At 51.5% G+C, this 21,418-nt stretch carries 21 protein-coding genes; 12 read left to right on the top strand and 9 right to left on the bottom strand.

The window, feature by feature from the left end:
* Positions 1-3: 3 nt before the first annotated feature.
* The 4 genes from BGE37_RS08270 to ynjE all read left to right on the top strand — a co-directional run bounded on the left by BGE37_RS08270 (position 4) and on the right by ynjE (position 4,705).
* Positions 4-1,170, top strand: coding sequence for an ABC transporter substrate-binding protein (locus tag BGE37_RS08270; protein ID WP_105287929.1), 1,167 nt, complete (start codon positions 4-6; stop codon positions 1,168-1,170).
* Entirely contained in the window at positions 1,143-2,678 is a 1,536-nt protein-coding gene (locus tag BGE37_RS08265; RefSeq protein WP_105287928.1) for an ABC transporter permease subunit, read from the top strand. Before BGE37_RS08270 ends, BGE37_RS08265 begins: the two co-directional genes overlap by 28 nt.
* Positions 2,678-3,331, top strand: coding sequence for an ATP-binding cassette domain-containing protein (locus BGE37_RS08260; RefSeq protein ID WP_032184378.1), 654 nt, complete (start codon positions 2,678-2,680; stop codon positions 3,329-3,331). Before BGE37_RS08265 ends, BGE37_RS08260 begins: the two co-directional genes overlap by 1 nt.
* A 66-nt stretch (positions 3,332-3,397) precedes the next feature.
* Complete coding sequence (ynjE, locus tag BGE37_RS08255) at positions 3,398-4,705, top strand: thiosulfate sulfurtransferase YnjE (protein WP_032184379.1); 1,308 nt, start codon at positions 3,398-3,400, stop codon at positions 4,703-4,705.
* Between the two features lie 8 nt (positions 4,706-4,713).
* On the opposite strand, the gene BGE37_RS08250 is transcribed toward ynjE, so the two are convergent.
* Positions 4,714-5,334, bottom strand: a complete 621-nt coding sequence (locus BGE37_RS08250) for a CDP-alcohol phosphatidyltransferase family protein (protein WP_001353164.1) — start codon at positions 5,332-5,334, stop codon at positions 4,714-4,716.
* An 86-nt stretch (positions 5,335-5,420) separates the two neighbouring features.
* On the opposite strand from BGE37_RS08250, the gene BGE37_RS08245 reads away from it, so the two are divergent.
* Entirely contained in the window at positions 5,421-5,828 is a 408-nt protein-coding gene (locus BGE37_RS08245; RefSeq protein WP_032184380.1) for a pyrimidine (deoxy)nucleoside triphosphate diphosphatase, read from the top strand.
* On the opposite strand, the gene BGE37_RS08240 is transcribed toward BGE37_RS08245, so the two are convergent.
* Positions 5,794-6,066: a YnjH family protein gene (locus tag BGE37_RS08240; RefSeq protein WP_032184381.1), complete on the bottom strand. Its 273-nt coding sequence runs from the start codon at positions 6,064-6,066 to the stop codon at positions 5,794-5,796. The two genes, BGE37_RS08245 and BGE37_RS08240, sit on opposite strands and share 35 nt — an antisense overlap.
* 235 nt (positions 6,067-6,301) lie before the next feature.
* Between BGE37_RS08240 and gdhA the strand changes: the two genes are divergently transcribed.
* On the top strand, positions 6,302-7,645 hold the full coding sequence (gene gdhA, locus BGE37_RS08235; protein WP_000373043.1) for an NADP-specific glutamate dehydrogenase: 1,344 nt from the start codon (positions 6,302-6,304) through the stop codon (positions 7,643-7,645).
* Positions 7,646-7,728: 83 nt separating this feature from the next.
* Here gdhA and topB read toward each other — a convergent pair whose 3' ends face one another.
* From topB to BGE37_RS08215, 3 genes are all read right to left on the bottom strand, one after another.
* Positions 7,729-9,684 carry a DNA topoisomerase III gene (topB, locus tag BGE37_RS08230; RefSeq protein ID WP_105287927.1) on the bottom strand — a complete coding sequence of 652 codons (1,956 nt, stop codon included), beginning with the start codon at positions 9,682-9,684 and terminating at the stop codon, positions 7,729-7,731.
* Positions 9,685-9,688: 4 nt separating this feature from the next.
* The gene (gene selD / locus BGE37_RS08225; protein WP_001298241.1) at positions 9,689-10,732 is read right to left on the bottom strand and encodes a selenide, water dikinase SelD; all 1,044 of its coding nucleotides are present in this window, start codon (positions 10,730-10,732) and stop codon (positions 9,689-9,691) included.
* 116 nt (positions 10,733-10,848) lie between these two features.
* Positions 10,849-11,400, bottom strand: a complete 552-nt coding sequence (locus BGE37_RS08215; protein WP_000339269.1) for an NAD(P)H nitroreductase — start codon at positions 11,398-11,400, stop codon at positions 10,849-10,851.
* A 160-nt stretch (positions 11,401-11,560) separates the two neighbouring features.
* Here BGE37_RS08215 and sppA point away from each other — a divergent pair, with 160 nt between their 5' ends.
* From sppA to pncA, 4 genes are all read left to right on the top strand, one after another.
* Entirely contained in the window at positions 11,561-13,417 is a 1,857-nt protein-coding gene (gene sppA / locus BGE37_RS08205) for a signal peptide peptidase SppA (protein ID WP_105287926.1), read from the top strand.
* 115 nt (positions 13,418-13,532) lie between these two features.
* The gene (locus tag BGE37_RS08200; RefSeq protein ID WP_001030438.1) at positions 13,533-14,243 is read left to right on the top strand and encodes an SIMPL domain-containing protein; all 711 of its coding nucleotides are present in this window, start codon (positions 13,533-13,535) and stop codon (positions 14,241-14,243) included.
* A 131-nt stretch (positions 14,244-14,374) separates the two neighbouring features.
* Positions 14,375-15,391 (top strand): asparaginase, encoded by a 1,017-nt coding sequence (gene ansA / locus BGE37_RS08195; RefSeq protein WP_001170162.1) that lies wholly within the window; start codon positions 14,375-14,377, stop codon positions 15,389-15,391.
* A 10-nt stretch (positions 15,392-15,401) separates the two neighbouring features.
* Positions 15,402-16,043: a bifunctional nicotinamidase/pyrazinamidase gene (pncA, locus tag BGE37_RS08190; RefSeq protein ID WP_001135079.1), complete on the top strand. Its 642-nt coding sequence runs from the start codon at positions 15,402-15,404 to the stop codon at positions 16,041-16,043.
* Between the two features lie 168 nt (positions 16,044-16,211).
* Here the strand turns inward: pncA and BGE37_RS08185 are convergent, their stop codons facing one another.
* Together BGE37_RS08185 and msrB are read right to left on the bottom strand one after the other, a co-directional pair.
* Positions 16,212-16,484: a YeaC family protein gene (locus tag BGE37_RS08185; RefSeq protein ID WP_001354719.1), complete on the bottom strand. Its 273-nt coding sequence runs from the start codon at positions 16,482-16,484 to the stop codon at positions 16,212-16,214.
* Between the two features lie 41 nt (positions 16,485-16,525).
* Positions 16,526-16,939 carry a peptide-methionine (R)-S-oxide reductase MsrB gene (gene msrB, locus BGE37_RS08180; RefSeq protein WP_001284618.1) on the bottom strand — a complete coding sequence of 138 codons (414 nt, stop codon included), beginning with the start codon at positions 16,937-16,939 and terminating at the stop codon, positions 16,526-16,528.
* A gap of 341 nt (positions 16,940-17,280) precedes the next feature.
* Here msrB and gapA point away from each other — a divergent pair, with 341 nt between their 5' ends.
* Together gapA and BGE37_RS08170 are read left to right on the top strand one after the other, a co-directional pair.
* Positions 17,281-18,276, top strand: a complete 996-nt coding sequence (gapA, locus tag BGE37_RS08175; RefSeq protein ID WP_000153502.1) for a glyceraldehyde-3-phosphate dehydrogenase — start codon at positions 17,281-17,283, stop codon at positions 18,274-18,276.
* An 83-nt stretch (positions 18,277-18,359) separates the two neighbouring features.
* On the top strand, positions 18,360-19,244 hold the full coding sequence (locus tag BGE37_RS08170; RefSeq protein ID WP_088541827.1) for a D-hexose-6-phosphate mutarotase: 885 nt from the start codon (positions 18,360-18,362) through the stop codon (positions 19,242-19,244).
* A 50-nt stretch (positions 19,245-19,294) separates the two neighbouring features.
* Here the strand turns inward: BGE37_RS08170 and yeaE are convergent, their stop codons facing one another.
* Both yeaE and mipA read right to left on the bottom strand, forming a co-directional pair.
* On the bottom strand, positions 19,295-20,149 hold the full coding sequence (gene yeaE, locus BGE37_RS08165) for a methylglyoxal reductase YeaE (RefSeq protein ID WP_001353161.1): 855 nt from the start codon (positions 20,147-20,149) through the stop codon (positions 19,295-19,297).
* Positions 20,150-20,238: 89 nt separating this feature from the next.
* Positions 20,239-20,985, bottom strand: coding sequence for a scaffolding protein MipA (gene mipA, locus BGE37_RS08160; RefSeq protein ID WP_032303190.1), 747 nt, complete (start codon positions 20,983-20,985; stop codon positions 20,239-20,241).
* Between the last annotated feature and the right edge of the window lie 433 nt (positions 20,986-21,418).

Here is a 21,418-nt window from a genome sequence, read left to right as displayed (position 1 = left end):
ATGATGCGCCATTGTGGGTGGTTGCTGGGATTGTTATCGCTGTTTTCTCTGGCAACACATGCCAGTGACTGGCAGGAAGTTAAAAATGAGGCCAAAGGGCAAACCGTCTGGTTTAACGCCTGGGGCGGCGATACCGCAATTAACCGCTATCTCGACTGGGTTAGCGGCGAGATGAAAACCCATTATGATATAAACCTGAAGATTGTCCGCCTGGCGGATGCCGCAGACGCGGTGAAGCGCATTCAGACCGAAGCCGCAGCCGGGCGCGAGACAGGCGGTTCGGTGGATCTGCTCTGGGTGAACGGCGAAAACTTCCGCACCTTAAAAGAGGCCAATTTACTGCAAACCGGCTGGGCTGAGACTCTGCCAAACTGGCGTTATGTCGATACACAACTGCCGGTACGGGAAGATTTTTCTGTACCTGTCGAAGGCGCAGAATCGCCGTGGGGCGGCGCACAACTGACGTTTATCGCCCGCCGCGATGTTACGCCACTGCCACCACAAACACCGCAAGCCTTACTGGAATTCGCTAAAGCCAATCCTGGCACGGTTACCTATCCGCGCCCGCCAGACTTTACTGGCACCGCATTTCTTGAACAGTTACTGATTATGCTGACGCCAGATCCCGCAGCATTAAAAGAAGCGCCGAACGATGCGACTTTCGCCCGTATCACTGCGCCCTTGTGGCAATATCTTGATGCGCTGCATCCGTATCTATGGCGCGAAGGAAAGGATTTCCCACCTTCGCCCGCGCGGATGGATGCTCTGCTGAAAACTGGCACATTGCGCCTGTCGCTGACCTTTAATCCTGCACATGCCCAGCAAAAAATCGCCAGTGGCGATTTGCCGGCAAGCAGTTACAGTTTTGGCTTTCGCGAGGGGATGATTGGCAACGTGCATTTCGTCACCGTTCCTGCCAACGCGAATGCCAGTGCTGCGGCGAAGGTGGTTGCCAATTTCCTGCTCTCACCTGATGCACAGCTACGTAAAGCAGACCCTGCTGTCTGGGGCGATCCATCGGTTCTCGATCCACAAAAACTGCCTGACGGGCAGCGCGAAATATTGCAATCAAGAATGCCGCAGGATCTGCCGCCGGTACTGGCTGAACCGCACGCAGGTTGGGTAAATGCGCTGGAACAAGAATGGCTACACCGTTACGGTACGCATTAATCTTGTTGCTGTGGGCGATGGTGGCGGTGATTTATGCACCGCTGATCCCGGCGGCGTTCACGCTGATATCGCCTGCTTTGTCGTTGGCACACTGGCAGGCGTTATTTGCCGATCCGCAGCTACCGCAGGCATTACTGGCGACGCTGGTGTCAACAACCATCGCGGCGCTCGGCGCATTGACGATTGCCCTGCTGGTAGTTATGGCGCTGTGGCCTGGGCCGAAATGGCAGCGTATGTGCGCCCGTCTGCCGTGGCTGCTCGCCATTCCCCATGTGGCTTTTGCCACCAGCGCCCTGTTGCTGTTTGCTGAAGGTGGCCTGGTTTATCAGGTTTTTCCTTTTCTCACTCCGCCGATGGATAAATTGGGTATTGGGCTGGGCCTTACCCTGGCGGTGAAAGAAAGCGCATTTCTGCTGTGGATCTTAGCGGCAGTATTGAGCGAGAAACGGCTGTTGCAGCAGGTTATTGTACTGGATTCGCTGGGCTACAGCCGCTGGCAATGTCTGAACTGGTTGTTGTTGCCCTCCGTCGCGCCTGCACTGGCAATGGCGATGCTGGCTATTGTGGCATGGTCGTTGTCGGTCGTGGATATGGCAATTATTCTCGGGCCGGGTAATCCACCGACGCTGGCGGTAATTAGCTGGCAGTGGCTAACCCAGGGTGGCATTGACCAACAGACAAAAGGCGCGCTTGCCAGTCTGCTGCTGATGCTGTTACTCGCCGCCTACGTTTTGCTTGGTTATCTGTTATGGCGCGCCTGGCGACGCACGATCCCCCAGGAAGATGGCGTTCGTAAGCACGCCACTCCTTTATTACCCGGTAATACACTGGCGATTTTTTTACCCTTAACCGGTGTGCTCTGTGTGGCTCTGCTGGCGATCCTCGCGGATCAGTCGACGATCAATAGTGAAGCGCTCATCAACAGCCTGACAATGGGGCTGGTGGCGACGTTTATCGCTTTGGTCCTGTTACTGCTGTGGCTGGAATGGGGGGCAAAGCGTCGCCAGTTGTGGCTCTGGTTGCCCATTTTATTACCCGCTCTGCCGCTGGTGGCGGGCCAGTACATGCTGGCGCTATGGCTGAACATAGATGGGAACTGGACAGCGGTGGTCTGGGGGCATCTGCTGTGGGTAATGCCGTGGATGCTGTTTATCCTGCAACCCGCCTGGCAGCGCATTGATTCACGGTTAATTTTGATTGCGCAAACACTGGGCTGGTCGCGGGCCAAAATCTTCTTTTACGTGAAATGCCCACTCATGTTGCGCCCTGCGCTGATTACCTTCGCGGTGGGATTTTCAGTCAGTATTGCGCAGTATATGCCGACGCTGTGGCTGGGCGCGGGGCGTTTTCCGACACTCACCACTGAAGCGGTGGCATTAAGCAGCGGCGGCAGCAACGGCATTCTCGCCGCCCAGGCTTTATGGCAACTACTGTTGCCGCTTATTATTTTTGCCCTGACCGCGTTAGTCGCAAAATGGGTAGGTTATGTCAGACAAGGACTCCGCTAATGCTCTGCGTGAAAAATGTTTCGCTACGTTTACCAGAAAGCCGCTTGCTGACAAACGTTAACTTTACGGTGGATAAAGGTGACATTGTCACGTTAATGGGGCCGTCTGGCTGTGGAAAATCTACACTGTTTTCATGGATGATTGGTGCGCTGGCCGGACAGTTTTCTTGTGCAGGTGAGCTATGGCTCAATGAGCAACGGATTGACATGCTACCCACCGCACAGCGTCAGATTGGCATTCTTTTCCAGGATGCACTGTTATTTGACCAGTTCAGCGTCGGGCAAAATTTACTGCTGGCGCTACCGGAGACACTTAAGGGGAATGCCCGACGTAATGCCGTGAATGATGCACTTGAGCGTTCAGGCCTTGACGGAGCTTTCCATCAGGATCCTGCCACTTTGTCTGGCGGTCAGCGAGCGCGCGTTGCTCTGCTACGCGCCCTTCTCGCCCAGCCAAAAGCGTTACTCCTGGATGAGCCGTTCAGCCGTCTTGATGTGGCTCTGCGCGATAATTTTCGCCAGTGGGTGTTCAGCGAAGTTCGCGAACTGGCGATCCCCGTCGTTCAGGTAACGCACGATCTCCAGGATGTTCCTGCTGATAGTTCTGTTCTGGATATGGCGCAGTGGTCAGAAAATTACAACAAACTGCGATAACGCAAAGTTTTTCCCAATGTGTCAGTTCAGAATGGCGCACTCAAAACTACAATGTCGGGATTTTCGATGAAACGTGTTTCTCAAATGACCGCGCTGGCAATGGCTTTAGGGCTGGCTTGCGCTTCTTCGTGGGCCGCTGAACTGGCGAAGCCTCTTACTCTTGACCAGCTTCAACAACAAAATGGCAAAGCGATAGATACTCGCCCCAGCGCGTTTTATAACGGCTGGCCACAAACCTTAAATGGCCCTTCCGGTCATGAACCTGCCGCCTTAAACCTCTCTGCTAGCTGGCTCGACAAAATGAGCACCGAACAGCTCAACGCGTGGATCAAGCAACATAACCTGAAAACCGACGCTCCGGTGGCGCTGTACGGTAATGACAAAGATGTCGACGCCGTCAAAACGCGACTGCAAAAAGCAGGTTTTACGCATATCTCCATCCTGAGTGACGCGCTAAGCGAACCTTCCCGTCTGCAAAAACTGCCGCACTTTGAGCAGCTGGTTTATCCGCAATGGCTGCATGACCTGCAACAGGGTAAAGAGGTTACGGCGAAACCTGCCGGTGACTGGAAAGTCATTGAAGCGGCCTGGGGCGCTCCTAAGCTTTACCTTATCAGCCATATTCCCGGCGCGGATTACATCGATACCAATGAAGTGGAAAGCGAACCGCTGTGGAATAAAGTCTCTGATGAACAACTGAAAGCGATGCTGGCAAAGCATGGCATTCGTCATGACACCACGGTGATTCTATATGGTCGTGATGTATACGCAGCAGCGCGTGTAGCACAGATTATGCTCTATGCAGGGGTGAAAGATGTGCGCCTGCTGGACGGCGGCTGGCAAACCTGGTCCGACGCGGGACTGCCTGTTGAGCGCGGAACGCCACCGAAAGTGAAAGCTGAACCGGATTTCGGCGTGAAGATCCCGGCGCAACCGCAGTTGATGCTTGATATGGAACAGGCCCGTGGGCTGCTGCATCGCCAGGATGCATCGCTGGTGAGCATTCGTTCGTGGCCAGAATTTATCGGTACGACCAGTGGTTACAGCTATATTAAGCCAAAAGGTGAAATAGCCGGAGCCCGTTGGGGACACGCTGGTAGCGACTCGACGCATATGGAGGATTTCCATAACCCGGATGGCACCATGCGTAGCGCCGATGATATTGCCGCTATGTGGAAAGCATGGAATATCAAACCAGATCAGCAAGTTTCATTCTACTGCGGCACCGGCTGGCGCGCGTCCGAAACCTTTATGTACGCACGAGCAATGGGCTGGAATAACGTCTCCGTTTACGACGGCGGCTGGTACGAATGGAGCAGCGATCCGAAAAATCCCGTAGCAACCGGTGAGCGCGGCCCGGACAGCAGCAAATAACATTGCAATTACTGGCGCTGGAGCGACTTCAGCGTCAGATACCCACTCCACACCCGCGTAAAGGTCGTCATCCAGCACAACGCACCAAATACCCACGCAAACCACGGAAAATAAGCTGGCAAGAGGCAACTCAGAACAAACAGCAAAATCGTCTCGCTGCCTTCGGTTAACCCGCCCAGATAATAAAACGATTTATGCGCATAACCGGGATTATCAATCTGATGTTTCGCCGCCAGCGCAGCAAAAGCGAGAAAACTGCTGCCCGTGCCGATAAACGCAAACAGCAGCCAGCCGCCTGCCAGCGCGTTTTGCTCCGGTGCGGCGAGGATAAACCCAAAAGGCACCAGTGCGTAAAAAAGAAAATCGAGAGAAATATCGAGAAAGCCACCCGCGTCGGTAAGTCCTCTTCGCCGCGCCAACGCGCCGTCCAGACCATCAAGCAGCCTGTTCAACAAAATGACGATTAGCGCCGCCAGATACCAGCCCAGCGCCAGAAACGGCAGTGCCAGCACGCCGATGGCAAATCCCACTAATGTTAAACCATCTGGCGTAATGCCGGGTTTATCCAGCACCTTCACACACTGATGCAACAAAGGTTTAATTCGGGGATGAAGATGGCGGTCTAACACAGGCACTCCTTAAATATAAAGCCTTTCTGATTGAGCAACACTGCGGATATTATGGCATTTTTCCTGTATTCGACCGTGTGTAATTTATGAAAATGATTGATGTTGTTGCCGCCATCATCGAACAGGATGACAAAATTTTAATCGCGCAACGCCCTACGCATAGCGATCAAGCGGGATTATGGGAATTTGCTGGTGGTAAAGTCGAACCGGATGAAAGCCAGCGGCAGGCGCTGGTGCGTGAGTTACGCGAAGAATTGGGCATCGAAGCAACTGTGGGTGAGTATGTTGCCAGCCATCAGCGAGAAGTTTCGGGGCGGATTATCCATCTTCATGCCTGGCACATACCCCACTTCCACGGGACGTTACAGGCACATGAACATCAGGCGCTGGTCTGGTGCTCACCTGAAGAGGCGCTGCAATATCCGCTGGCCCCTGCTGACATTCCACTATTAAAGGCGTTTATGGCTTTACGCGCCGCCAGACCAGCGGATTAGTGCCAAGAGTTTTGTCATCCCGCTGGCATTGCAGCAGTATTCCTTCGGCTTTAATTACCGCCCCTTCAGAATAGTTTTGATCCTGATAGACGCAGCACTGATTACAGGGCTGCGCTGACTGCCCGCCTGAACTGAATACTTCAGGCGGTACGTTTACCTCCACGTCCGGACGATAATGCGGGTTAGCCAGTGCAATGAATGGAAATGCCAATGCTAGGGCGAACAATGCTCGACTCACAGGGAACTCCTTAACGTTTTTGTCTCTGTTACTGATAACGGTAGCCTGGCGGCAAAACTTTAGCGTCTGAGTTATCGCTTTTGGTTATGAGATTTCTCCCGTTATTAATTTGCTTTCGTGAGTCATTTTTTTCTTGCTTACCGTCACATTCTTGATGGTATAGTCGAAAACTGCAAAAGCACATGACATAAACAACATAAGCATAATCGTATTAATATATAAGGGTTTTATATCTATGGATCAGACATATTCTCTGGAGTCATTCCTCAACCATGTCCAAAAGCGCGACCCGAATCAAACCGAGTTCGCGCAAGCCGTTCGTGAAGTAATGACCACACTCTGGCCTTTTCTTGAACAAAATCCAAAATATCGCCAAATGTCATTACTGGAGCGTCTGGTTGAACCGGAGCGCGTGATCCAGTTTCGCGTGGTATGGGTTGACGATCGCAACCAGGTACAGGTCAACCGTGCATGGCGCGTGCAGTTCAGCTCCGCCATCGGCCCGTACAAAGGCGGTATGCGTTTCCATCCGTCAGTTAACCTCTCCATTCTCAAATTTCTCGGCTTCGAGCAAACCTTCAAAAATGCCCTGACTACCCTGCCGATGGGCGGTGGTAAAGGTGGCAGCGATTTCGATCCGAAAGGAAAAAGCGAAGGTGAAGTGATGCGTTTTTGCCAGGCCCTGATGACTGAACTGTATCGCCACCTGGGCGCGGATACCGACGTTCCGGCAGGTGATATCGGCGTTGGTGGTCGTGAAGTCGGCTTTATGGCGGGGATGATGAAAAAGCTCTCCAACAATACCGCCTGCGTCTTCACCGGTAAGGGGCTTTCTTTTGGCGGCAGTCTTATTCGCCCGGAAGCAACCGGCTACGGTCTGGTTTATTTCACAGAAGCAATGCTAAAACGCCACGGTATGGGTTTTGAAGGGATGCGCGTTTCCGTTTCTGGCTCCGGCAACGTCGCTCAGTACGCTATCGAAAAAGCGATGGAATTTGGTGCCCGTGTGATTACTGCGTCAGATTCCAGTGGCACTGTCGTTGATGAAAGCGGATTCACTAAAGAGAAACTGGCACGTCTTATCGAAATCAAAGCCAGCCGCGATGGTCGAGTGGCAGATTACGCCAAAGAATTTGGCCTGGTCTATCTCGAAGGCCAACAGCCGTGGTCTGTACCGGTTGATATCGCCCTGCCTTGCGCCACCCAGAACGAACTGGATGTAGACGCCGCGCATCAGCTTATCGCCAATGGCGTTAAAGCCGTCGCCGAAGGGGCAAATATGCCGACCACCATCGAAGCGACTGAACTGTTCCAGCAGGCAGGCGTACTGTTTGCACCGGGTAAAGCGGCTAATGCTGGTGGCGTAGCTACATCCGGCCTGGAAATGGCGCAAAACGCTGCGCGCCTGGGCTGGAAAGCCGAGAAAGTTGACGCACGTTTGCATCACATCATGCTGGATATCCACCATGCCTGTGTTGAGCATGGTGGTGAAGGTGAGCAAACCAACTACGTGCAGGGCGCGAACATTGCCGGTTTTGTGAAGGTTGCCGATGCGATGCTGGCGCAGGGGGTGATTTAAGTCATTAGCGCCGTTTCAGGCGTTTATGCCAGATGCGGCGTGAACGCCTTATCTGGCCTACGAAAACTGACTGCATCAGAGCATTACATTATCACTCCACTGCCCGCCTCTGCTGATGGCGGGCTTTTTTTCGCTGCTCGCTTACGTGATGAAGTCTTTTTATTTCCTTCTCCGCCATCTGGAGCCACTATGCCGCGAAACTGCCGCACCGGCGTACGTTTGGCCTGATCAATCAACTGATACAGCGTCCCCACCAACGGTTGCATAAAGTCCTGATAGCGACACTGCTTTTCGCTGATTTGCGTCAGCACCGATTCCCAGTGCGCGGTCATGTCCGGTCGCGTCGCCATCTCTGGCAGCGAATGGAATAATGCTTTTCCGGCGTCGGTGGAGTGGATATAGCGCCCTTTTTTGGTCAGGAAGCCTCGCTTGAACAGCAGTTCAATAATCCCGGCGCGAGTCGCTTCTGTCCCCAGACCATCGGTGGCACGAAGGATCTTTTTCAGATCTTTGTCCTGCACAAAGCGCGCGATCCCGGTCATCGCCGAAAGCAGTGTTGCATCGGTAAAATGGCGCGGCGGCTGGGTTTGCCGCTCTACCACTTCACCTTTTTCACACAGCAACTCATCGCCTTTCGCCACCACAGGCAGTGGCGTGCCGTCGTTTTCTTCATCGCGCTCTTTGCTGCCTAACAGCGTGCGCCAGCCTGCTTCAGCTAGAAAACGGGCTTTAGCGACAAATTTGCCTTTGGCTATTTCCAGTTCGATAACACACTTGCGGAACACCGCGTCCGGACAGAACTGCATCAAATACTGACGAGCAATCAGGTTATAGACCTTCGCCTCGTTTTCCGTCAGGTTGATGGCAGAACTCCTCGCGGTCGGGATGATGGCGTGGTGCGCATCGACCTTTTTGTCATCCCAACAGCGGTTGCGTATATCTGGATCTACCACTGGTTGCGGCAACAGATCCGGCGCATGGACGCCGATAGCATTCATCACCGCGTGGCGTCCGGCAAAATGTTCTTCTGGCAAATAGCGACAATCGGAACGCGGATAAGTGATTAGCTTGTGCGTTTCGTACAGCTTCTGGCAAATATCAAGCACATTCTGCGCGCTCAGACCAAAGCGTTTTGCCGCTTCAATCTGCAACGCCGAAAGCGAAAACGGCAGCGGCGCGGATTCTGATTCCCGTTTATCGTTATAGCTGGTGACAATAGCCGGTTGACCACTAATGCGGTTAACTACATGCTCCGCCAGCGGACGATGTAACAAGCGCCCTTCTTCATCCTGGTACGGTTCACACGCTTCGCTCGGTTGCCAGATAGCGGTAAACCGCTCATCGGCAGGTGTCACGATATGCGCTTTGACTTCAAAGAAGTCTTTAGCCACGAAGTTTTCAATTTCTTCATCGCGGCGCACCACCAGCCCGAGCACGGGCGTCTGCACGCGTCCCACGGAAAGCACGCCCTGATAACCCGCATTACGACCGAGAATGGTGTACGCGCGGGTCATATTGATGCCGTATAACCAGTCGGCTCGTGCTCGCGCCAGCGCAGAAACGCACAGTGGTACAAACTCGCTATTGGAGCGAAGACGATCGATCGCCCGCTCAACCGCCTGCGGGTTCAGGTCGTTTATCAAACAACGCTGTACCTGCTGGCGCTTTTCCGGTGCCAGTTGCAGGTAGTCCAGCACTTCATCCACCAGCAATTGTCCTTCGCGATCCGGGTCCCCGGCGTGAACGATTTCGCTGGCTTCATGCAGGAAGCGTTTGATCACATTAAGTTGTTTGGTCACGGAGGGTCGTGGCTGTAATTGCCACTTTTCCGGGACAATGGGGAGATCGGCCAGGTTCCAGCGCGCATAGCGACTGTCGTAGGCGTCTGGCTGCGCCTGCTCAAGCAGGTGACCGATACACCAGGTCACCACCTGGCCATTACCGCACTCGATAAAGCCATCGCCTTTCCGGTGCGGTTTGGGCAGGACATCAGCAATGGCGCGCGCCAGACTCGGTTTTTCGGCAATAAACAACCGCATTGAATTAACGGATCTCAACCATGGCACGACCGCCGCGCGCTGGCACCAGTTCGCCAATCGCCGTCAGTTCAATGCCAAACTCGGCGGCTGTAGCTTTGACCTCATTTTCTGCTTCCGGCATGACCGCCAGCAGCAGACCGCCAGAAGTTTGCGGATCGCACAGCAGATCGCGCACTTCACGCGGCATTTCACCCATCAGATGCCCATAGCTGGCAAAGTTACGTTCGGTGCCGCCAGGCACTGCGCCCAACTTAATGTACTCTTCAACCCCCGGCAGTTTCGGGATCGCGTCATAGTCGACTCGCGCCTGCACACCAGCACCCTGACACATTTCGCTCAAATGCCCCAGCAGACCAAAACCAGTCACGTCAGTCATCGCTTTTACGCCTTCGATGTTGGCAAAGGACGCGCCTGCAATATTCATCCGGCACATCACTTCCGTCGCTAGTCCCTGATGTTCTGGTTTCAGCAGTGATTTTTTCTCAGCCGTAGTAAGAACGCCAATTCCCAGCGGTTTCGTCAGGAACAGTTTGCATCCGGCTTGTGCAGTACTGTTTTTCTTCACCCGCTCGGTCGGTACGATCCCCGTTACCGCCAGACCAAAAATCGGCTCCGGCGCATCGATGGAGTGACCGCCAGCCAGCGCAATACCCGCCTGACGGCATGCATAGCGTCCACCTTCGGTTACTTCGCGGGCAATTTCAGGGGAAAGTTTGTTAATAGGCCAGCCGAGGATCGCAATCGCCATAATCGGTTTGCCACCCATCGCGAAGATATCGCTGATGGCGTTAGTCGCCGCAATGCGGCCAAAATCGAAAGGATTATCAACGATCGGCATAAAGAAGTCGGTGGTACTGATAACGCTGGTGCCATTGCCCAGATCGTACACCGCCGCATCGTCGCGGGTTTCATTACCCACAAGCAAATTCGGATCAACAAACTTCGCCTGCTCACTGTGCAGGATGGTCTCCAACACTTTTGGGGAAATTTTACAGCCGCAACCTGCACCGTGGCTGTATTGGGTCAAACGAATCGAGTTCTCGCTCATGGACATCTCCTGTCAATGCAATCCGGGTATGGTAACCCTCATTCCATGAAGTGATAAGTGAGAGTGTCTGAATTCCTGCGCCTTTGCTCACAATCCAGACAGTTTCGCGACAATTATCAGAAATAAGTCACAAACGGCGTCGGGTCCGGGACGTTTATCGACGTAGATGCTTTCAACTGCGGCGTACCAAGGTAGAGAAAACCGACAATTTTATCCTGCTCACGGCAACCGAATGCTTCACGCACTACCGGACTTTCAGTTAATGCGCCACTGCGCCAGATACCGCCAAACCCCTGGGCAACTGCTGCCATTTGCATCGCCATGACCGCACATCCCGCAGACATTTCCTGTTCCCAGCGCGGGACTTTATGATTTTCTTCGCATTTTGCCACCACCGTTATGATGAGCGGTGCGCGGAACGGCGCATTACGCGCTTTGTCGATAGCTTTGTCATCACTACCGGCAGCAATCGCCCCCTGTTCCAATAATGCGCTGAAACGCTCGCGTCCTTCCCCTTCAATCACAAAAAAATGCCACGGTTGCATGGACTTATGGTCCGGGGCACGCATACCCGCACGCAGGATGTTTTGCAGTTGTTCACCCGTTGGCGCAGGTTCAGCCAGGCGGGAGGCGCTACGGCGATTGATCAATAGTTCGAGTGCATCCATTTGATTAACTCCTGTCATGATATTTATTCACAAAATTAACACGAGAGTGGATTTTGTTACAGCACAGTCCGCAATTCCTGCTGACAAGTGCCGGTTGGGTCATTACGATAACCACATCTATTGCGCCTGTGACAGGTGTGACCTTAAGTTGGGAGAATACATGCGAACCCTTTGGCGATTTATTGCCGGATTTTTTAAATGGACGTGGCGTCTGCTGAATTTCGTCCGTGAAATGGTACTTAACCTGTTCTTTATTTTTCTCGTACTGGTTGGTGTGGGGATCTGGATGCAGGTCAGAGGTGGTGATTCGAAAGAAACGGCCAGTCGTGGCGCGCTGCTGCTGGACATATCTGGTGTAATCGTCGATAAACCCGACAGTTCTCAGCGGTTTAGTAAGCTAAGCCGCCAGCTCCTTGGTGCCAGTTCCGACCGTCTGCAGGAAAACTCACTGTTTGATATCGTCAACACCATTCGCCAGGCGAAGGACGACCGCAATATCACCGGTATCGTGATGGATCTGAAAAACTTCGCAGGCGGCGACCAGCCGTCTATGCAGTACATCGGCAAAGCCCTGAAAGAGTTTCGTGACAGCGGGAAGCCAGTTTATGCCATAGGCGAGAACTACAGCCAGGGGCAATATTATCTCGCCAGTTTCGCCAACAAAATTTGGCTATCTCCACAAGGCGTGGTGGATCTGCACGGTTTTGCTACCAACGGTCTGTACTACAAATCGTTACTGGATAAGCTGAAAGTCTCCACCCATGTGTTCCGCGTGGGTACGTATAAATCTGCCGTTGAACCGTTTATTCGTGATGATATGTCACCGGCAGCCCGCGAAGCTGACAGCCGCTGGATCGGTGAGCTGTGGCAAAACTATCTGAATACTGTTGCCGCTAACCGGCAGATCCCTGCTCAGCAGGTATTCCCTGGTGCGCAAGGGTTGCTTGAGGGTTTAACCAAAACAGGTGGCGATACCGCGAAATATGCGCTGGAAAACAAGCTGGTCGATGCACTGGCATCAAGTGCCGAAATCGAAAAAGCTCTGACCAAAGAGTTCGGCTGGAGTAAGACTGATAAAAATTATCGCGCCATCAGTTATTACGATTACGCATTGAAAACGCCGGCAGATACCGGTGACAGCATCGGTGTCGTCTTCGCGAATGGCGCAATTATGGATGGCGAGGAAACTCAGGGGAATGTTGGCGGTGATACCACTGCGGCACAAATCCGCGACGCTCGCCTTGACCCGAAAGTGAAAGCGATTGTTCTGCGTGTTAATAGCCCTGGCGGCAGCGTTACCGCCTCTGAAGTGATTCGCGCTGAACTGGCAGCCGCCAGGGCAGCGGGTAAGACTGTGGTTGTATCGATGGGCGGCATGGCGGCATCTGGTGGTTACTGGATTTCCACGCCAGCTAATTACATTGTGGCTAACCCCAGCACCCTGACCGGTTCTATCGGTATCTTCGGCGTGATCACTACCGTAGAAAATAGTTTGGATTCGATTGGTGTTCATACCGATGGCGTCTCAACTTCACCGCTGGCGGATGTTTCTATCACCAAGGCACTGCCGCCGGAAGCGCAGCAGATGATGCAGTTAAGCATTGAGAATGGCTATAAACGCTTTATCACGCTGGTTGCTGATGCGCGTCATTCGACGCCGGAGCAGATTGATAAAATCGCCCAGGGCCACGTCTGGACCGGTCAGGATGCAAAAGCTAACGGGCTGGTCGATAGTCTCGGAGATTTCGATGATGCGGTTGCCAAAGCAGCAGAGCTGGCAAAAGTGAAACAGTGGCATCTGGAATACTACGTTGATGAACCGACCTTCTTCGACAAAGTGATGGACAATATGTCTGGTTCTGTCCGGGCAATGTTGCCAGATGCGTTCCAGGCCATGTTACCTGCACCGCTGGCCTCGGTAGCCTCTACCGTTAAAAGTGAAAGCGACAAGCTGGCAGCGTTTAACGACCCACAAAACCGTTATGCGTTTTGCCTGACCTGCGCCAACGTGCGTTAAATCCTGCAAAAATGTGGCCGATATGCTGTCGGCCACACTCCTGAATCGGACTGTCTTTCACTCCCTCTCTCCACTACATTCCCTTGCTCATTTAGCATCTGATATGGAGTCATCAGTGAATAAGGCCCCCTCTTTAATTGCCGCTATCGTCCTCGGACTGGGGATTAGCGCCTGTGGTTATTTTGTTGGCGATGGTGTTAAACATTTAAAAACCAATAACCGTTATGTAAATGTGCGTGGGCTTTCTGAAAAAGAAGTTCGCGCAGATACGGCAGAATTAACAATTGCGATTAACTTTAAGGGTAATATTCCCGGCGAACTGTTCCCGAAACTGGAAGACGCGCAGAAAAAAATTGTTGCCGAACTCAATGCTCAGGGGATTAACGAGAAAGAGATAACCCTGGGCCAATGGACAAGCAAGCGAACAGATTCCTTTTATCTGAAAGATGATCCCACAATGCCACGCTATAACGCAGACGGGTCAGTGACGATAAAAACCCATAATGTTGCTGCTGTCGAAAAAGTCGTCGCGAAATTAAACGAACTGCAAGTCGCTACGGAGGGCGCTATCGCTGAGAGCAAAGTCGCCTATCGCTTTAATGGTATTGGCGCACTGCGCGCTGAGATGATTGCCGCCGCCACCAAAGATGCACGCAACGCAGCATTACAATTTGCAACGGACTCAGGTAGCCAGGTGGGGTCAATTAGCGATGCCTCACAAGGCGTGTTCCAGATCTTCGCCAGTGGCAGTGATGAAGATGATCCTACGGCGATTAATAAAACGGTACGCGTAGTAACCACCGTAACCTATGCGTTGCAGGATTAACCACTTTTCTCCGGCGGGACACTAATCCCTCCGTTCTGCCGGACTTTTCTCATATCCACAGAGTATCCAGGTGCGCTCGCTGCCCCTCACGTATATACTTTTGCTCTTTCGATATCATTCATATCAATATCATGCAAAAGAAATCAATTTACGTCGCCTACACGGGCGGGACCATCGGGATGCAGCGTTCCGAGCAGGGTTATATTCCGGTGTCAGGTCATCTACAACGCCAACTGGCGCTGATGCCGGAATTCCATCGCCCGGAGATGCCAGATTTCACCATTCATGAATATACGCCGCTGATGGACTCTTCAGATATGACGCCAGAAGACTGGCAGCATATTGCTGAAGATATTAAAGCGCATTATGACGACTATGATGGTTTTGTCATTCTGCACGGCACCGACACGATGGCGTATACCGCCTCTGCGCTGTCGTTCATGCTCGAGAATCTCGGTAAACCGGTCATTGTGACAGGGTCACAAATCCCGCTGGCTGAGTTACGCTCTGACGGACAAATTAATCTGCTGAATGCGTTGTACGTTGCGGCGAATTATCCTATCAACGAAGTAACTCTCTTTTTTAATAATCGACTTTATCGTGGCAACCGTACCACCAAAGCCCATGCCGATGGTTTTGATGCGTTTGCCTCTCCAAACCTTCCTCCGTTACTGGAAGCAGGTATCCATATTCGTCGTTTGAATACGCCACCCGCCCCGCACGGTGAAGGGGAATTGATCGTTCATCCAATCACCCCACAACCGATTGGCGTAGTGACGATTTATCCAGGGATTTCTGCTGACGTCGTGCGCAATTTTCTGCGCCAACCGGTGAAGGCATTGATTCTGCGCTCATATGGCGTGGGTAATGCGCCACAAAACAAAGCCTTCCTGCAAGAATTACAAGAAGCCAGCGATCGCGGAATTGTGGTAGTCAACCTGACACAATGTATGTCCGGCAAAGTGAACATGGGGGGTTATGCCACTGGTAACGCCCTCGCCCATGCCGGCGTTATTGGCGGTGCAGATATGACTGTAGAAGCCACGCTAACCAAACTGCATTACCTGCTTAGCCAGGAACTGGATACTGAAACCATTCGCAAGGCCATGAGCCAAAACCTGCGCGGCGAACTGACGCCGGATGATTAAGGAGACTGCAATGCCCCCTCGCGCCCTGTTACTGGTCGATTTACAAAATGATTTCTGTGCTGGTGGCGCGCTCGCCGTGCCGGAAGGTGACAGTACGGTGGATGTCGCTAACCGCCTGATTGACTGGTGCCAGTCGCGCGGTGAAGCGGTTATCGCCAGTCAAGACTGGCACCCGGCGAATCACGGCAGTTTTGCCAGTCAGCACGGTGTAGAGCCTTATACGCCAGGCCAACTCGACGGTTTGCCACAAACCTTCTGGCCAGATCACTGTGTGCAGAACAGTGAAGGCGCACAATTACATCCGTTACTGAACCAAAAAGCGATCGCAGCGGTGTTCCATAAAGGCGAAAATCCTTTAGTTGACAGTTACAGTGCCTTTTTTGATAACGGCCGTCGGCAGAAAACCACGCTCGATGACTGGTTACGCGATCATGAAATCGATGAATTGATCATTATGGGCCTGGCTACTGACTATTGCGTGAAGTTTACCGTGCTGGACGCGTTACAGTTAGGTTATAAGGTTAATGTGATTACCGATGGTTGTCGTGGCGTGAATATCCAGCCACAGGACAGTGCGCACGCGTTTATGGAGATGTCAGCAGCTGGGGCAACGCTATATACGCTGGCAGACTGGGAAGAGACGCAGGAGTAATATTAGTTGAATACATCTCTGGCCTACATTTCCTCATTGACATCGTAGGCCAGGTTATACTCGTCAGTGTTGCATTTAACCTATCAACCGCTAAATCGAACAATCAAGACGTCAAACAAGTATTTTTGTTCGCACTTAATAACAGACTCAAAAAGCTGAATAATTCAATCATTTAAACATGGCAATAGGCTTTGCTGAGATACCAAAATCTTCTTTTAACTGTTGTTTGCTCTTCATAACCATCTGACCATGTGTGTCAATTGTCATATGCTGTGCTTCGGTATTATGGCGGGCTTGCCACAGCATCACCAGCTGTAGGCAGTTCTCTTTTTGTTCCTCGGTCAGCGCAACGCCATCTGGCCACTTACCCAGTTCAACGGCTGTCGACAAACGCTGGTATACCTCAGGCGTCATGCTGTTGATAATGTCATCAAGATTCATAAATTTTCCGCTCCTGTGGAATAAGTTGCTGAATCGTTTTTTCAACCGTTGATTTCTTCGCCGTTTTCGCCATCGGTAAAGCGTAAAGAGGCTGAGTTAACACAATAACGTTCACCCGTTGGCTGTGGCCCGTCGGGGAAGACATGCCCCAGATGGGCATCACAGTTACCGCAACGAATTTCTATGCGCTGCATTCCATGTGACAAGTCTTTGATATAACGAATGGATTCTTCACTCACCGGTTCGTAGAAACTGGGCCAGCCACAGCCGGAATCATACTTGGTTTGGGAATGAAACAGCGGGGCATCGCAGATCAAACAGTGATATACGCCGTCACGCTTGTTATGCAGTAAACGACCCGTAAATGGCGGCTCTGTCCCATGATTCTGCGTCACGTAGAACTGCATCTCGGACAAATTTTTTTTCAGTTCTTCTGCCGAAGGTTTATTAGCCATTTGCTCACATCTCACTTTAATCGTGCTCACATTACGTGACTGATTCTAACAAAACATTAACACCAACTGGCAAAATTTTGTCCTAAACTTGATCTCGACGAAATGGCTGCACCTAAATCGTGATGAAAATCACATTTTTATCGTAATTGCCCTTTAAAATTCGGGGCGCCGACCCCATGTGGTCTCAAGCCCAAAGGAAGAGTGAGGCGAGTCAGTCGCATAATGCTTAGGCACAGGATTGATTTGTCGCAATGATTGACACGATTCCGCTTGACGCTGCGTAAGGTTTTTGTAATTTTACAGGCAACCTTTTATTCACTAACAAATAGCTGGTGGAATATATGACTATCAAAGTAGGTATCAACGGTTTTGGCCGTATCGGTCGCATTGTTTTCCGTGCTGCTCAGAAACGTTCTGACATCGAGATCGTTGCAATCAACGACCTGTTAGACGCTGATTACATGGCATACATGCTGAAATATGACTCCACTCACGGCCGTTTCGACGGTACCGTTGAAGTGAAAGACGGTCATCTGATCGTTAACGGTAAAAAAATCCGTGTTACCGCTGAACGTGATCCGGCTAACCTGAAATGGGACGAAGTTGGTGTTGACGTTGTCGCTGAAGCAACTGGTCTGTTCCTGACTGACGAAACTGCTCGTAAACACATCACCGCTGGTGCGAAAAAAGTGGTTATGACTGGTCCGTCTAAAGACAACACTCCGATGTTCGTTAAAGGCGCTAACTTCGACAAATATGCTGGTCAGGACATCGTTTCTAACGCTTCCTGCACCACCAACTGCCTGGCTCCGCTGGCTAAAGTTATCAACGATAACTTCGGCATCATCGAAGGTCTGATGACCACCGTTCACGCTACTACCGCTACTCAGAAAACCGTTGACGGCCCGTCTCACAAAGACTGGCGCGGCGGCCGTGGTGCTTCCCAGAACATCATCCCATCCTCTACCGGTGCTGCTAAAGCTGTAGGTAAAGTACTGCCAGAACTGAATGGCAAACTGACTGGTATGGCGTTCCGCGTTCCGACCCCGAACGTATCCGTAGTTGACCTGACCGTTCGTCTGGAAAAAGCTGCAACTTACGAGCAGATCAAAGCTGCCGTTAAAGCTGCTGCTGAAGGCGAAATGAAAGGCGTTCTGGGCTACACCGAAGATGACGTAGTATCTACCGATTTCAACGGCGAAGTTTGCACTTCCGTGTTCGATGCTAAAGCGGGTATCGCTCTGAACGACAACTTCGTGAAACTGGTATCCTGGTACGACAACGAAACCGGTTACTCCAACAAAGTTCTGGACCTGATCGCTCACATCTCCAAATAAGTTGAGATGACTCTGTGATCTAAAAAGAGCGACTTCGGTCGCTCTTTTTTTTACCTGATAAAATGAAGTTAAAGGACTGCGTCATGATTAAGAAAATTTTTGCCCTTCCGGTCATCGAACAAATCTCCCCTGTCCTCTCCCGTCGTAAACTGGATGAACTGGACCTCATTGTGGTCGATCATCCCCAGGTAAAAGCCTCTTTTGCATTACAGGGCGCACACCTTCTCTCGTGGAAACCTGCGGGTGCAGAAGAAGTTCTGTGGTTGAGTAACAACACACCGTTCAAAAATGGCGTCGCCATTCGCGGTGGCATACCGGTTTGCTGGCCGTGGTTTGGTCCGGCTGCACAACAAGGTCTGCCTGCGCACGGTTTTGCCCGCAACCTGCCGTGGACGCTGAAATCACATCGTGAAGATGCTGATGGTGTAGCGCTGACTTTTGAATTGACACAAAGCGAAGAGACGAAAAAATTCTGGCCGCACGACTTTACGCTGTTAGCGCATTTCCACGTGGGTAAAACCTGTGAAATCGATCTTGAAGCACACGGCGAATTTGAAACTACCTCTGCTCTGCATACCTACTTTAACGTGGGTGATATCGCTAAGGTAAGCGTCAGTGGACTAGGCGATCGCTTCATTGATAAAGTAAATGACGCGAAAGAAGATGTACTGACCGACGGTATTCAGACCTTCCCTGACCGTACCGATCGCGTGTATCTGAATCCGCAAGATTGCAGCGTAATTAATGACGAAGCGCTGAATCGTATTATCGCCGTAGGCCACCAGCATCATCTGAACGTTGTAGGCTGGAACCCAGGACCGGCGCTTTCAGTTAGCATGGGCGATATGCCGGATGATGGCTACAAGACCTTTGTTTGTGTAGAAACGGCATACGCTTCAGAAACGCAAAAAGTCACCAAAGAGAAACCTGCACATCTGGCGCAATCCATTCGCGTTGCGAAACGTTAATTTGCGTTAATATTGTGTGCCGGGTGCGATGCATCCGGCACGTATCAACATCACACCATATCCAACGCAGTTTTTCCTTTTGGTGCCGGATACGCTTTGTCCAGCATAACTAATTCCGCTGACGAAAGTTCAACCTCAAGCACATCCGCATTTTGTTGGACATGTGCGACAGTTGCCGCTTTTGGAATCGCCATCACACCCTGATGGCTGATTACCCACGCCAACAATACTTGTGCCGCACTGATATTGTGAGCATGTGCAATTTCGTTGACTACCGCATTTTTTAACAGTCCATTGCGCAACCGGCCGGCCTGGGCTAATGGACTGTAAGCCATCACCGGCATCTGCTGTTTCTGGCACCAGGGCAGTAGATCGTACTCAATCCCTCGTGAACCGAGATGGTAAAGCACCTGATTAGTGGCACACTGATTTCCCCCCGGCAGCTGCCAGAGTTCCTGCATATCGGCATAATCAAGGTTAGAAACGCCCCAGCGGCGGATTTTTCCCTGGGCGATCAATTTTTCCATCGCTGCGACAGTCTCTTCGAGAGCGAAACTGCCAGACCAGTGTAATAAGTAGAGATCGAGATAATCAGTATTGAGACGGCGTAAACTGGCTTCGCATGCATTTATCGCTTTTTGCCCGCCAGCATTCCACGGATAGACTTTAGAGACGAGAAAGACGTTCTCACGCAGACCGATTAATGCTTCCCCAACCACTTTTTCGGCACCGCCATCGGCATACATTTCGGCGGTATCAATGAGGGTTAAACCGAGTTCAATGCCCGCGCGTAGTGCAGCAACTTCTGTTTTACGCTGACTGGCATCTTCGCCCATATACCATGTTCCCTGCCCTATGGCTGGCAGTGAGACATCGCCACTAAATTGAATCATTTTTTGTTGCATTGTTTCCTCCCAGGTATAGCACCACCGTAATGCAAAACAGGGCGTTACGCCCTGTTTTTATGCACAAAATGCCCTGGAAAGATGCATTATCAGAATTTGTAGGTGATCCCGGTAGAAATCAGGCCAGTCCAGGATTTATCTACCATCGGGCTGTCAGTAACTTCATCAGACAGACGAGTGTAGCGTGCGGTGCCGTAAACACTCCAGTCGCCGAGGAAGTTGTAGCTGGCACTTAGCTCCAGGTAAGGGTTCCAGCTGTCATTCGGGTTATAGCCACGCAGACCGCTGCGCGCAGACTCTTTGCGCGATACGCCATAATAGTATTCGTTCTGGTTTTCGCTGTTCCACTGCACACCAATACCCGGAGTCACGGTCAGGCCACCGTTGGTGTAACGATACAACCAGGCCATATCCCAGACGATGCCGTTGCTGTTATCCAGGGTATCGCCAGCCAGGGTGGTACGCAGGTAACCGTACTGGGTAAAGTGAGCATAAGACAGACCAGCCATCATGGTGCTCTTACGGTCATCCAGGTGACGCATTTGGTGATCGCCACTGTCTTTAGCTTTGAAGTAAAGCGGCGACCAGTAAGCGGTAATTGAAAGTTTATCCGTTGCGTCATTCCACAGGTAGTAACCACCACCTAAGCCACGGAACCAGAAGTTATCGCCTTCATAGTTGATTACCGGTACTGGGTAAACATCGGTATCGTAATCTTTATATGGGTGTTCAACGACACCTACGCCTGCGCCCAGGGAAAATTTACCTTCAGCGTGCGCTACGCCTGCAGACGTTGCGATAAGCACTCCAAGTGCCAGAAGTTTGAGTTTGGTCACAATTAATCATTCCTTAAACAAATGTTTAGCGGGCGACAAAGTTTACCCGTCAATACATCGAAACCCAACCTTTTTACGTTTTCATTTTTTAAAGTAACTGTTTAATTTTCCTGACGCAGATGACACCACGCTTACAGCCAAATGAATTACGCGTTACTGGCGACCCTGGTCTTTACATTAATTATGCAAATTTTATGGATGAGTTGTTGATATGCCATTGAAATTAAGAAAGCCGTGCAGGCAAGTTTTCCATTTGCCATCTACGCTTAATTTTGAAGGTGTATCACCGGGCACGTTGTTCTCATCGTCGATAAAATGGCATGAGAGTTGCTGTGTTTTAGCAAGAGACGTCGTTCAGTTTACCTCTTCCGGGAGCCTCTACTATTCATATGAACGGCTCTTAACCTGTGCTAAAAAACGAAAGGACGGCATA

This window comes from Escherichia sp. MOD1-EC6300, assembly GCF_002965045.1.
Classification (GTDB): Bacteria; Pseudomonadota; Gammaproteobacteria; order Enterobacterales; family Enterobacteriaceae; genus Escherichia; species Escherichia coli_F.
Note: the sequence above shows the minus strand (reverse complement) of the source record. Positions and strands in the feature narration are given on the sequence as shown.

Coding starts and splice junctions, on each gene's coding strand:
- BGE37_RS08270 (WP_105287929.1), top strand. CDS start 4: ATGCGCCATTGTGGGTGGTTGCTGGGATTGTTATCGCTGTTTTCTCTG.
- BGE37_RS08265 (WP_105287928.1), top strand. CDS start 1,143: ATGGCTACACCGTTACGGTACGCATTAATCTTGTTGCTGTGGGCGATG.
- BGE37_RS08260 (WP_032184378.1), top strand. CDS start 2,678: ATGCTCTGCGTGAAAAATGTTTCGCTACGTTTACCAGAAAGCCGCTTG.
- ynjE (WP_032184379.1), top strand. CDS start 3,398: ATGAAACGTGTTTCTCAAATGACCGCGCTGGCAATGGCTTTAGGGCTG.
- BGE37_RS08245 (WP_032184380.1), top strand. CDS start 5,421: ATGAAAATGATTGATGTTGTTGCCGCCATCATCGAACAGGATGACAAA.
- gdhA (WP_000373043.1), top strand. CDS start 6,302: ATGGATCAGACATATTCTCTGGAGTCATTCCTCAACCATGTCCAAAAG.
- topB (WP_105287927.1), bottom strand. CDS start 9,684: ATGCGGTTGTTTATTGCCGAAAAACCGAGTCTGGCGCGCGCCATTGCT.
- selD (WP_001298241.1), bottom strand. CDS start 10,732: ATGAGCGAGAACTCGATTCGTTTGACCCAATACAGCCACGGTGCAGGT.
- BGE37_RS08215 (WP_000339269.1), bottom strand. CDS start 11,400: ATGGATGCACTCGAACTATTGATCAATCGCCGTAGCGCCTCCCGCCTG.
- sppA (WP_105287926.1), top strand. CDS start 11,561: ATGCGAACCCTTTGGCGATTTATTGCCGGATTTTTTAAATGGACGTGG.
- ansA (WP_001170162.1), top strand. CDS start 14,375: ATGCAAAAGAAATCAATTTACGTCGCCTACACGGGCGGGACCATCGGG.
- pncA (WP_001135079.1), top strand. CDS start 15,402: ATGCCCCCTCGCGCCCTGTTACTGGTCGATTTACAAAATGATTTCTGT.
- BGE37_RS08185 (WP_001354719.1), bottom strand. CDS start 16,484: ATGAATCTTGATGACATTATCAACAGCATGACGCCTGAGGTATACCAG.
- msrB (WP_001284618.1), bottom strand. CDS start 16,939: ATGGCTAATAAACCTTCGGCAGAAGAACTGAAAAAAAATTTGTCCGAG.
- gapA (WP_000153502.1), top strand. CDS start 17,281: ATGACTATCAAAGTAGGTATCAACGGTTTTGGCCGTATCGGTCGCATT.
- BGE37_RS08170 (WP_088541827.1), top strand. CDS start 18,360: ATGATTAAGAAAATTTTTGCCCTTCCGGTCATCGAACAAATCTCCCCT.
- yeaE (WP_001353161.1), bottom strand. CDS start 20,149: ATGCAACAAAAAATGATTCAATTTAGTGGCGATGTCTCACTGCCAGCC.